The organism is Bacillus sp. T33-2, from assembly GCF_002860205.1.
Lineage (GTDB): Bacteria > Bacillota > Bacilli > Bacillales > Cytobacillaceae > T33-2.
The window spans coordinates 132,317-144,454 of record NZ_PGVB01000013.1; the positions used below are offsets into that span (position 1 = coordinate 132,317).

Consider the following 12,138-nt stretch of genomic DNA (forward strand, 5'->3'; position numbering starts at 1 on the left):
AAAAAGTATCAGAGCAGTTTTTAAGTAAAAATAATTGACTGAATGCTCATTCATTATATAATGGAGTTAGAATATAATTCAGAAAATTTGTTTGTTTGAAAAATTTCTCCAAGCAAATTGGAGAGTACGATCTTCAACTTCATGGAAAGGGGTATTCCTATTATGAATGGTCTTTTATGGATCAACTTATTTGCATTTTTATTTGTAACCGCTTACGCTGTCAGCCTGTTTGTGTATGTTGTCAGGACCAGGATCGCATACATCAAGCTTGGTAAAAAATCAGAATTTGATGACCATGTGAAGGAACGGCTCGACAGGATATGGGGCAATGTTTTCGGCCAGAAAAAACTGTTGAAGGACAAGAAGAGCGGAATTATTCATGTCATGTTTTTCTACGGATTCATCCTTGTCCAGTTTGGCGCGATCGATTTTATCTTGAAGGGAATTAATCCTGGATCGCATCTTCCGCTTGGGCCGTTATACCCTGGCTTCACCTTCTTCCAGGAACTTGTGACGTTAATGATACTTGTTGCAGTCGTTTGGGCATTCTACCGCCGTTATGTAGAAAAGCTTGTCCGGCTGAAACGTGGCTTGAAAAATGGGCTTGTTTTAATATTTATTGGCGGTTTGATGCTTTCTGTACTGATCGGCAACGGAATGAGCATGATATGGCATGGCCATGAAGCCACCTGGACCGAGCCGGTTGCTTCAGTGATTGGAACGGCATTTTCAGGTATCGGGGAAACAGCGGCGATTGTCATCTTTTACATTGCCTGGTGGATCCATCTTATCTTCCTCCTGGCCTTCCTTGTATATGTACCGCAATCGAAGCACGCCCACTTGATCGCCGGGCCGGCTAACGTTTATTTAAGCCGTGTCGACCCACCGGGGAAAATCAATAAGATCGATTTTGAAGACGAATCCCAGGAGACGTTCGGCGCCGGGAAAATAACCGATTTTACCCAGGAACAGATGATTGATTTTTATGCATGCGTCGAGTGCGGCCGCTGTACGAATATGTGCCCGGCGACTGGCACCGGCAAAATGCTTTCGCCGATGGATTTGATCCTCAAGCTGCGTGACCATTTAACCAATTACGGCGCGGCTGTCACCCAAAAGCAGCCATGGGTGCCGACATTCGCGTTTGCGAATACGACCGGCAACCAGCTGGCCCTGTCTGGCGCCGGCAAGGGAGCAGAGGAAGCAGCCGCCGGGATTGCCTACAACCCAAGCCTGATCGGCGATGTAATCACGGAAGAGGAAATCTGGGCTTGTACCACCTGCCGCAATTGCGAGGACCAGTGCCCCGTCTGGAATGAACACGTCGACAAAATTATTGATTTGCGCCGCTATCTCGTATTGACTGAAGGCAAAATGGATGCAGATGCCCAGCGCGCGATGACAAATATCGAACGCCAGGGCAACCCTTGGGGCTTGAACCGAAAAGAGAAGGAAGACTGGCGCGAGCTCCGTGACGATGTGCAGGTGCCGACAATCAAAGATGTGAAAAAAACAGGCGGGGAGTTCGAGTATTTGTTCTGGGTAGGATCCATGGGCTCTTACGATAACCGCAGCCAAAAAATCGCCCTGTCGTTTGCGAAGCTTCTGAATGAAGCAGGCGTCCAGTTTGCCATCCTTGGAAACAAGGAAAAGAACTCGGGCGACACGCCAAGGCGCCTCGGGAATGAGTTCTTGTTCCAGGAACTCGCAACAAAAAATATCGAAGAATTTGAAAAGAATGAAGTGAAGAAGATCGTTACGATCGATCCCCACGCCTATAATATTTTTAAAAACGAGTACCCTGATTTTGGATTCAAAGCAGAGGTTTACCACCATACAGAACTGCTTGCGAAGCTCGTCAAGGAAGGCAGACTGGTGCCGACACACGAGCTCAATGAGACGATCACATTCCACGATTCCTGCTATCTCGGCCGGTATAACGAGGTTTACGATGCACCCCGTGAAATTTTAAAAGCAATCCCGGGTGTAGAGCTCAAGGAAATCGAGCGTAACCGTGAAAACGCGATGTGCTGTGGTGCCGGCGGAGGTTTGATGTGGATGGAGGAAGAAACAGGGCACCGCATCAATGTCGCCCGTACTGAACAGGCACTTGCTGTCAGCCCTTCCGTCATCAGTTCAGGCTGCCCATATTGTTTGACAATGCTATCCGATGGCACAAAGGCAAAAGAAGTGGAAGAAACCGTACAAACCTATGATGTGGCTGAACTTCTTGAAAAGGCAGTATTTGGCGGGAAGCAGCAGCTCGTCTCGTAGCCTATTTTAATTTGTTTTCTGGCACCACCAATCCACCCGGCTGGCCAGCAACTCCGATTTTTTAACGCTGGGATAGTGAACACCAGGATAATAGCAGAAGTTGGAGCAACGTTTAATTCGTATATATGTCCGAATTTTATGTTAGTGTTTCAATTTCTGCTATTTTTAAAGTAAAATAAAGGTAGATATAAAGCGCTTACATCATACAAGCAGGTTGAATGGTGGTCTATGTGAATCTTGGCAAACCTATTTTTTCTTGCAGCTTTCTCGAGCGAGCGTTCAGTCGATCTTAGGCTTACAGGTTTATTTTTTTATTGTTATTTGTTGGACTATTTAAAATTAATAGATTACTAAAGGAGCGAGGAAGATGGGGAAAACGGTCATTTTGGCAGGGGTCCGAACGCCTTTTGGAAAATTTGGCGGGGGGCTTAGCAGTTTTACGGCATCCGAACTCGGGGGCATTGCAGTCAAGGAAGCATTAAAACGCGCAGCGGTTGACGCCTCACAGGTCGACGAAGTCATTCTCGGAACTGTCCTCCAGGGTGGACAGGGCCAGTTGCCGTCAAGGCAGGCGGCAAGGTTTGCGGGTATGCCGTGGGAAGTCAAAACCGAAACCATCAATAAAGTCTGTGCATCGGGGATGAGGAGTGTCACGCTTGCAGACCAGATCATCCGGGCCGGTGACGAAGAGGTGATTGTCGCAGGCGGGATGGAATCGATGAGCAATGCACCATACGTGCTGCCGAAAGCGCGCTGGGGCCTGCGGCTGGGCGATGGTGCCGTTAAGGATTTAATGGTGCACGACGGCCTGAGCTGCAGTTTTACCGGAGTCCATATGGGGACTTACGGAAACGCGGTTGCAAAAGAGATGGAATTAAGCCGTGAAGAACAGGATGAGTGGGCACTTCGAAGCCATCAGCGGGCCATTGAGGCCATCGAAGCCGGCAAGCTCGCAGAGGAAATCGTACCGGTGGAAGTGCCCCAGCGGAAAGGGGCTCCTGTCGTTGTCGAACATGATGAGTCACCACGGAAAGATACGTCAATTGAAAAACTGGCGAAGCTTGGGCCAGTATTTAATTCCGATGGAACCATCACCGCCGGGAACGCGCCGGGTGTCAATGATGGTGCAGCTGCCCTTGTCCTGATGAGCGAGGAACGGGCGGCCCGGGAAGGGAAAAAAGCCCAGGCTGTGATATTGGGCCATGCGGCGATTGCAGTGGAAGCGAAGGATTTTCCAAAAACGCCAGGTCTTGTGATCAACGAGTTGCTTAAGGGAACAGGAAAAGCACTCGATGAAATCGATTTGTTCGAAATAAACGAAGCGTTCGCGGCGGTGGCCTTGACAAGCGGAAAAATAGCCAGCCTTGATCCCGAAAAGGTAAATGTCAATGGAGGAGCGGTCGCCCTCGGACACCCAATCGGGGCAAGCGGGGCACGAGTCATCCTTACCCTCATGCATGAACTGAGGCGCCGCGGCGGAGGAATCGGAATAGCCGCTATTTGCAGCGGCGGCGGGCAGGGAGACGCCGTCATGATCGAAGTGCCCCGACAGTAGACGCCAAATCGTGTGGTTATAGCTGATCGTTCCATTTGATGCGTAGACTCGGAACAAGCAAAGAACCGCTTGTTCCTGCGAGGATTTTTCGAGGAAGCTTTCCTTAGTGGAAATGAAGTGATGGATGAAACGGGGGGAGAGTAATGAAGGTTGAGAAAATTATGGTCATCGGTGCCGGGCAGATGGGTACCGGGATTGCCCACGTCTGTGCACAAGCTGGATACAGCGTCATCTTAAACGACCTGAAAGAAGAATTTGTTCAGCGGGGGCTTGGGGTAATCAAAAAGAACCTCTCCCGGCAGGTTGACAAGGGCCGGATGGATTCAGCCCACATGGAAGAGATTATCGGCAGGATTGCACCTTCTGTCAATGTAGAGGATGCGGCAAAAGTCGACCTTGTCATTGAGGCGGCAATTGAAAACATGGACATCAAGACTAAAATATTTGCCCGTTTGGATGAAATTGCTCCACAAGAAACCATCCTGGCGACCAACACGTCCTCACTGCCAATTACAGAAATCGCCGCAGCCACTAAACGGCCGGAAAAAGTGATCGGAATGCATTTCATGAATCCTGTCCCTGTCATGAAACTGGTCGAAATCATTCGCGGCCTGGCTACTTCTGATGAAGTGTACAGAACAATTGAAGACATTACGATGACACTGCAGAAAGTTCCGGTGGAAGTAAATGATTTCCCAGGGTTTGTTTCGAACCGCATCTTAATGCCGATGATCAATGAAGCCATTTATACACTTTATGAAGGAGTCGCCTCAAAAGAAGCGATTGATGAAGTGATGAAGCTGGGCATGAATCATCCGATGGGGCCGCTCACTTTGGCCGATTTTATAGGGCTGGACACATGCCTTTACATTATGGAGACCTTGCATGAGGGCTTTGGCGATGACAAGTACCGTCCATGCCCGCTGCTCCGCAAATACGTGAAAGCAGGCTGGCTTGGCAGGAAGGCAGGCCGGGGTTTCTATGTTTACGAACAGTGATTCGGAACAGCCCCGCAAATGGAGGGATTAACATGAACCTCAGATTTACAGAGGAACAGCAAATGATGCAAAAAATGGTGCGCGATTTTGCCCGCACCGAAATCGCCCCGTTTGTGGAAAACATGGAGAACGGTGAATTCCCGGCCGGGATTTTAAAAAAAATGGGCGAACTTGGCTTGATGGGAATTCCGATTCCGGAAAAATATGGCGGATCAGAGATGGATTTTATCTCCTATATCATCGCAATCCATGAAATTTCAAAAGTCAGTGCGACAGTCGGAGTAATCCTGTCCGTCCATACGTCGGTCGCCACCAACCCGATATTGTATTTCGGAACCGAGGATCAGAAACAGAAGTATGTTCCGAAACTGGCCAAGGGGGAATTTCTCGGTGCCTTTTGCCTGACGGAGCCCGGTTCAGGCTCTGATGCTGGAAGCTTGAAGACAAGAGCAGTCAAAAATGGCGGCTCCTATACCATTAACGGGTCAAAAGTGTTTATCACCAATGGTGGTGAGGCGGATGTCTATATTGTGTTTGCTTCAACCGACCCATCTGCCGGCACGAAGGGCATTTCAGCATTTATTGTTGAAAAAAATACCCCGGGACTTGTAATCGGCAAAGACGAGCATAAGATGGGCCTGATCGGCTCTCGGACGGTACAGCTTACCTTTGATAATGCAATAGTGCCGGCTGGAAACCTGCTTGGCGAAGAGGGTCAGGGATTTAAAATAGCGTTGGCAAACCTTGAAGCCGGGCGAATTGGGATCGCAGCCCAGGCTCTTGGCATCGCTGAAGCAGCATTGGAGGCGGCCACCACATACGCGGGGCAGCGCCATCAGTTCGGAAAACCGATTGTCGCCCAGCAAGGGATTGCCTTTAAACTGGCAGATATGGCAACGGCGGCAGAAGCCTCAAGGCTGCTCATCTATCGCGCTGCAGCTTTACGGATGAGGGGGCTTGCATGCAGGAAAGAAGCATCGATGGCCAAGCTGTTTGCTTCCAAAACGGCGGTTGATGTAGCAACCGAGGCCATCCAGGTGTTTGGCGGCTACGGGTACACGAAGGATTACCCTGTCGAGCGTTACTTCCGCGACGCGAAGGTAACGGAGATTTACGAAGGCACAAGCGAAATCCAGCGCATCGTCATCAGCAACCAGCTTTAACACTTGCTCTTCCAGTGGATGCTTTCTGATGTAGCCAAGTTTTATGCTAGTACCCAGCTGTGACGCTGATTCTGTATGTTCGCTTAAATGAACTAGGTTTTGGCTTAAATCATCGTGAGTTTCGCTTAATTCACCCTGTTTTTCGCTTAATTCACCCTGCTTTTCGCTTATATGACTCAAAATTTCGCTTAAATGTATTTCAGAAGCAACTGCCCGTACTTGCGAAGATCAAATTTTAACCCAAAATAAAGTTTATATGTAAAAATGTGTAAAATCAGAAAACTCTTTTTAACTGTTACACCTAAACTTTCTTCCGAAAGATCAATTTTCTCTGAAAATGATCAAAAAGCTGCACAGAAAAGACTAACTAACTGCTTATTTAGCCAATAAACCAATCTGGGGGAGAAAAACGATGAATTTTCAATTGATTGAAGAACACGAGATGATCCGAAAAATGGTAAGGGATTTTGCCAGGAATGAAGTCGCGCCAACCGCTGCCGAACGTGACGAGGAGGAACGGTTTGACCGTGAAATTTTTGATAAAATGGCGGAGCTCGGCCTCACCGGAATACCATGGCCGGAAGAATACGGCGGCATCGGAAGCGATTATCTTGCGTACTGCATTGCGGTAGAGGAGCTGTCCCGCGTCTGTGCTTCAACCGGTGTGACGCTGTCCGCGCACACGTCACTTGCCGGCTGGCCAATCTATAAATTTGGCAGTGAGGATCAAAAACAAAAGTACTTAAAACCGATGGCCCGCGGTGAAAAGATTGGCGCCTACGGACTGACAGAACCAGGCAGCGGCTCGGATGCCGGCGGAATGAGGACAACGGCGCACCTTAACGGCGACCACTATGTTTTGAACGGGTCGAAAATTTTCATCACAAACGGGGGCATTGCAGATATCTATGTCGTGTTCGCGTTAACTGATCCTGAGAACAAGCATAAAGGGACGACCGCATTCATCATCGAAAAGGACTTTCCAGGCTTCTCTGTCGGCAAGAAGGAGAAGAAGCTAGGGATTCGTTCGTCGCCGACAACGGAGATCATCTTCGAGGATTGCCGGGTTCCGAAAGAAAACGTGCTTGGCAGCGCAGGGGAAGGCTTTAAAATCGCGATGATGACCCTCGACGGCGGCCGCAATGGCATTGCCGCCCAGGCAGTCGGCATTGCCCAGGGCGCACTTGATGCTGCGACCGATTATGCTAAGGAACGACACCAGTTTGGCAAGCCAATAGCAGCACAGCAGGGCATCGGCTTTAAGCTTGCCGATATGGCCACGGCTGTCGCAGCTTCAAGGCTATTAACCTATCAGGCCGCATGGCTTGAGTCCGAGGGTCTTCCGTATGGGAAAGAATCGGCAATGTCCAAGCTTTTCGCCGGCGACACCGCTATGAAGGTTACAACCGAAGCGGTCCAGATTTTTGGCGGGTACGGCTATACAAAGGATTATCCAGTAGAAAGATTCATGCGCGACGCTAAAATCACCCAGATTTACGAAGGCACCCAGGAAATCCAGCGCCTCGTCATCTCAAGAATGCTGACAAAATAGAGCACCAGCCATAATGCCAAGAATGCAGACAGAGAATAGGTGCGAGCCATAATTATATATAGGCTGGCAAAATAGAACACCAGCCATAATCCAAGTTTTTTGCAGGCCTCAGGCAACCGCGGAAAAAGTTACATCATGGGCGGGAGAGTCCCGCCCTGATAACGCTTCCCGAAGATAAAGGCGGTGTTAATCGTGATTAAAAAGCGCGAAGTGCAGGCATCCGTGAAGGATGAGCGTCTCGTCAGAAAAAGGCGGGACCAAATGATCAAAGGCGCGGTGACCCTTTTCAAGGAAAAAGGCTTCCACCGGACGACCACCAGGGAAATTGCACGGGCTTCGGGCTTTAGCATCGGTACACTTTATGAATATATCCGTACAAAAGAAGATGTTTTGTACTTAGTCTGTGACACTATTTACGACCAGGTCAAAAACCGCCTCCGAAAAGACATTGGGACAAGTCTCGGAACACTTGAAAACCTTCAGCTGGCAATTTCCCACTACTTCAAGGTGATGGATGAAATGCAGGATGAAGTTGTAGTCATGTACCAGGAAGCTAAGTCTTTGTCTAAGGACGCACTGCCTTATGTATTAAAAAAAGAACTGGAAATGGTGAAAATGTTTGAGGATGTCATACAGCTCTGCGTAGAAAATGGCGAACTGGACTTAAACGAGCAACAGGTAAAGCTGGTCGCCCATAATATTTTTGTCCAGGGCCAAATGTGGGGGTTCCGCCGCTGGGCACTGCAGAGGACCTACACTCTGGATGAATACATCCGGCAGCAGACAGAGCTGCTTTTTACAGGACTGATTGGAAAAATCAAGCAAGGAACAGGGGGAGAAGCATGACAGCGGTTGACACATACCAGCCAAAGCACCACATTCGTTTTGTGACAGCTTCAAGCTTGTTTGACGGACATGATGCATCGATCAATATTATGCGCAGAATTCTCCAGGCCAGCGGGGCAGAGGTCATCCATCTCGGCCATAACCGCTCTGTAGAAGAAGTGGTCAACGCCGCGATCCAGGAGGATGTCCAGGGTATCGCCATATCATCCTACCAGGGCGGGCATGTAGAGTATTTTAAATATATGCATGACCTGCTGCAGGAAAGGGGCGCTTCCCACATCCGCATCTACGGCGGTGGAGGCGGGGTCATCATTCCGAGAGAAATTAAAGAGCTTCATGATTATGGTATCTCACGGATTTTTTCACCAGAGGATGGCAGGAAACTGGGCCTCCAGGGCATGATCACGCTGATGATGAAGGAATGTGATTTCTCAACCATTTCCGCAAGCACTGCTGAGCAGATTCAAAATTTGGAGACTGGTGATGCGGCCGAAGTTGCAAAACTGATCACCCTCGCTGAGCAGCATGTCCACGCCGGATCAGAAACTGCTGCAGGTGCCGAGGTTGTCATGGAGAAAGTCAGGTCGCTTGCCAAATCCGTACCAGTCGTCGGCATTACCGGGACTGGCGGGGCCGGAAAAAGCTCATTGACCGATGAACTGATCAGGCGTTTTATTAATGAGATACCGGAAAAACGGGTTGCAGTCCTGTCTGTAGACCCAACCAAGCAAAAAACGGGCGGGGCCCTCCTCGGTGACCGGATTCGCATGAATGCGATTTTTTCTCCGAGGGTGTACATGCGCAGCCTCGCAACAAGAAAGTCAAAAACAGAGCTTTCCCTGGCGATTAAAGATGCGATTGCCGTCGTAAAAGCCGCCGGTTTCGACCTTGTCATCGTTGAAACAAGCGGGATCGGCCAGGGTGACGCTGAAATCACGGATATTTGTGACGTTTCCCTTTATGTAATGACGAGTGAGTTCGGAGCGCCGTCCCAGCTGGAAAAAATCGATATGATCGACTTTGCCGATCTAATCGTCATCAACAAATTTGAACGGAAGGGCTCCGAGGACGCGAAGCGCCAGGTCCAGAAGCAATACCAGCGCAGCCATATGCTTTTTGATAAAGAGTATGAAGACATGCCTGTCTATGGAACGATCGCCAGCCAGTTTAACGATCCTGGTACAAATGCCCTGTTTGCGGCATTGGTCAATAAAGTCAATGAAAAAGCCGGAACTGATTGGTCCACGTCTTTTTCAACAAGCGCGGTTGTTGAAAAGCAGAACATCATCATTCCAAATGACCGCCGCTACTATTTACGTGAAATTTCCGAGACGGTCAGGAATTATCATAAAAAAGCGGAGGAGCAGGCTGAGCTCGCCCGCAGGCTATTCCAGCTAGAAGGCGCGATTGAAGCAGTGGAAGAACGGGAGATGAACGGGGAAGTCCTCAACTCTCTTGAAGCCGTCAAAAAAGAAATAGAATCAAGGCTGACGCCGGAGTCAAAAAATGTCCTCGCCAGTTGGGAACAATTAAAGGATAAATATTCTGCGAGCCAGTTCACAACAAAAATCAGGGACAAAGAAATTGTCACGACACTAAAGACAAAGAGCCTCTCTGGCCTGGAAATCCCGAAGGTTTCCCTGCCGAAATATAAGGATTACGGTGAGATACTGAGATGGGTTTACCGTGAAAATGTGCCTGGTTCCTTCCCGTATACAGCAGGCGTTTTCCCTTTCAAGCGCGAAGGCGAGGATCCAAAACGGCAGTTCGCGGGTGAAGGGACTCCGGAGCGGACAAACCGCCGCTTCCACTATCTTTCAAAGGATGACGCGGCAAAGAGATTGAGCACGGCATTCGATTCGGTCACACTTTACGGTGAAGACCCGGATTACCGGCCGGATATTTACGGTAAGGTCGGTGAAAGCGGGGTCAGTGTCTGTACCTTGGATGATATGAAAAAACTGTATGCCGGCTTCGATTTGTGCCACCCATCAACATCAGTATCGATGACGATCAACGGACCGGCGCCAATCATACTTGCGATGTTCATCAACACTGCGATTCAACAGCAGGTGGAGAAAAAGCAGGCGGAGCTTGGGCGTGAGTTATCTGAAACAGAGTATGAACAAGTAAAGGCATATACGTTGCAAACTGTCAGGGGAACTGTCCAGGCTGATATTTTAAAAGAAGACCAAGGGCAGAACACTTGCATTTTCTCAACAGAGTTTGCGCTAAGGATGATGGGGGATATCCAGCAATATTTTATCGACCAGAAGGTACGCAACTATTATTCTGTTTCTATTTCAGGCTATCACATCGCTGAAGCAGGGGCGAACCCGATCTCACAGCTTGCTTTCACGCTCGCAAACGGCTTTACGTATGTGGAATACTATTTGAGCAGGGGGATGCATATAGACCATTTTGCTCCCAATCTGTCTTTCTTCTTCTCGAACGGGCTTGATCCAGAATATACGGTGATTGGCCGGGTGGCCCGCCGCATTTGGGCAACGGTCATGAGAGAAAAATATGGCGCCAACGACAGAAGCCAGAAGCTCAAATACCATGTCCAGACTTCCGGCCGCTCGCTGCATGCCCAGGAGATAGATTTCAATGATATCCGCACCACGCTCCAGGCGTTGATGGCACTGCATGACAACTGTAATTCCCTGCATACCAATGCATATGACGAAGCCATCACGACCCCGACCCAGGAATCAGTAAGGCGTGCGATGGCAATCCAGATGATCATCACGAAAGAGCATGGTCTCACGAAAAATGAGAATCCGCTTCAGGGGTCATTTATTATAGAAGAACTGACAGATCTGGTCGAAGAAGCCGTCCTGCAGGAATTCGAGCGGATCAATGACCGCGGCGGTGTGCTCGGGGCAATGGAAACCCAGTATCAGCGCGGAAAAATCCAGGATGAATCAATGTACTATGAAATGAAAAAGCATTCCGGCGAGCTGCCGATCATTGGTGTAAATACGTACCTGAATCCAAACCCTCCGGCAGAAGAAGAACTTAACAGCATGGAAATTGCCAGGGCGTCAACGGAAGAAAAAGAAACACAAATCAGGAACCTGGAGCAATTTAAGAGCAGAAATAAAGAAACGTGCGAACAGGCACTGGCCCGCCTTAAGCAGACAGCAGTAAGCGGGGGCAATATTTTTGCCGAGCTGACCGAAACTGTCAAGGCAGCCAGCCTCGGCCAGATTACAAGGGCCCTGTATGAAGTAGGCGGCCAGTACCGCCGCAATATGTAGGGGACAACTGCATAAAAAACAGAGGGCTTATAGGCAATCTATAAGCCTTTTTGAATATGTTTGAATTAATGGGCTGTCCCTCTGTGGAATAAAAACTTTTGCATACAAAATGTTAAAGTATAGCTTATAATTTAAATAGATAATTAGGGATGGCTTTTTCAAACATTGACTGATCACAGGGTGTGAATCTATTGAGGCTGATTTTAAAGATTGCTTCATTTGCCGCAGCCGCAGCGGTTTTATTATATTTATATCATAGGCAGCTTGGGGCGGTATCGTTTTTTATCCTGTCCATCTTTTTCTTCACCCTTTCCGTGAACCTGATGTCCAGGGAAAAGAAGCTTAAACAGGACCAGGGTGACGCAAACACTGATACATATGAAAAAACAGGCCGAAACAACAGATTAAACTAGCATAAACAGTAGGAATTTGTTTATAATGAAGAATATGCATTTTTGGGAGATATTCCTTATTTTCGGACGTAGTG

At 48.7% G+C, this 12,138-nt stretch carries 8 protein-coding genes; all 8 read left to right on the forward strand.

The annotated features are described in order from the left end of the window. The first annotated feature begins 162 nt into the window (after positions 1–162). The 8 genes from CVD19_RS11400 (at position 163) to CVD19_RS11435 (ending at position 12,064) form a co-directional block, all read left to right on the forward strand. Positions 163–2,274: a (Fe-S)-binding protein gene (locus CVD19_RS11400; protein ID WP_101581985.1), complete on the forward strand. Its 2,112-nt coding sequence runs from the start codon at positions 163–165 to the stop codon at positions 2,272–2,274. A 367-nt stretch (positions 2,275–2,641) separates the two neighbouring features. Further along, a complete protein-coding gene (locus tag CVD19_RS11405; protein ID WP_101581986.1) occupies positions 2,642–3,829 on the forward strand; it encodes an acetyl-CoA C-acetyltransferase in 1,188 nt (395 codons plus the stop codon). Positions 3,830–3,972: 143 nt separating this feature from the next. Next, complete coding sequence (locus CVD19_RS11410; RefSeq protein WP_101581987.1) at positions 3,973–4,827, forward strand: 3-hydroxybutyryl-CoA dehydrogenase; 855 nt, start codon at positions 3,973–3,975, stop codon at positions 4,825–4,827. A gap of 32 nt (positions 4,828–4,859) precedes the next feature. Continuing rightward, complete coding sequence (locus CVD19_RS11415) at positions 4,860–5,990, forward strand: acyl-CoA dehydrogenase (RefSeq protein ID WP_101581988.1); 1,131 nt, start codon at positions 4,860–4,862, stop codon at positions 5,988–5,990. A gap of 412 nt (positions 5,991–6,402) precedes the next feature. After that, positions 6,403–7,542, forward strand: coding sequence for an acyl-CoA dehydrogenase (locus CVD19_RS11420; protein ID WP_101581989.1), 1,140 nt, complete (start codon positions 6,403–6,405; stop codon positions 7,540–7,542). A gap of 195 nt (positions 7,543–7,737) precedes the next feature. Beyond that, positions 7,738–8,388 carry a TetR/AcrR family transcriptional regulator gene (locus CVD19_RS11425; RefSeq protein WP_101582041.1) on the forward strand — a complete coding sequence of 217 codons (651 nt, stop codon included), beginning with the start codon at positions 7,738–7,740 and terminating at the stop codon, positions 8,386–8,388. Continuing rightward, entirely contained in the window at positions 8,385–11,651 is a 3,267-nt protein-coding gene (gene icmF, locus CVD19_RS11430; RefSeq protein ID WP_101581990.1) for a fused isobutyryl-CoA mutase/GTPase IcmF, read from the forward strand. Before CVD19_RS11425 ends, icmF begins: the two co-directional genes overlap by 4 nt. Positions 11,652–11,842: 191 nt before the next feature. Then, the gene (locus CVD19_RS11435; protein WP_101581991.1) at positions 11,843–12,064 is read left to right on the forward strand and encodes a hypothetical protein; all 222 of its coding nucleotides are present in this window, start codon (positions 11,843–11,845) and stop codon (positions 12,062–12,064) included. Positions 12,065–12,138: the final 74 nt, after the last annotated feature.

What these genes read in the sequence shown, in the direction of transcription:
- CVD19_RS11400 (WP_101581985.1), top strand. Translation starts at nt 163, where the DNA reads ATGAATGGTCTTTTATGGATCAACTTATTTGCATTTTTATTTGTAACC.
- CVD19_RS11405 (WP_101581986.1), top strand. Translation starts at nt 2,642, where the DNA reads ATGGGGAAAACGGTCATTTTGGCAGGGGTCCGAACGCCTTTTGGAAAA.
- CVD19_RS11410 (WP_101581987.1), top strand. Translation starts at nt 3,973, where the DNA reads ATGAAGGTTGAGAAAATTATGGTCATCGGTGCCGGGCAGATGGGTACC.
- CVD19_RS11415 (WP_101581988.1), top strand. Translation starts at nt 4,860, where the DNA reads ATGAACCTCAGATTTACAGAGGAACAGCAAATGATGCAAAAAATGGTG.
- CVD19_RS11420 (WP_101581989.1), top strand. Translation starts at nt 6,403, where the DNA reads ATGAATTTTCAATTGATTGAAGAACACGAGATGATCCGAAAAATGGTA.
- icmF (WP_101581990.1), top strand. Translation starts at nt 8,385, where the DNA reads ATGACAGCGGTTGACACATACCAGCCAAAGCACCACATTCGTTTTGTG.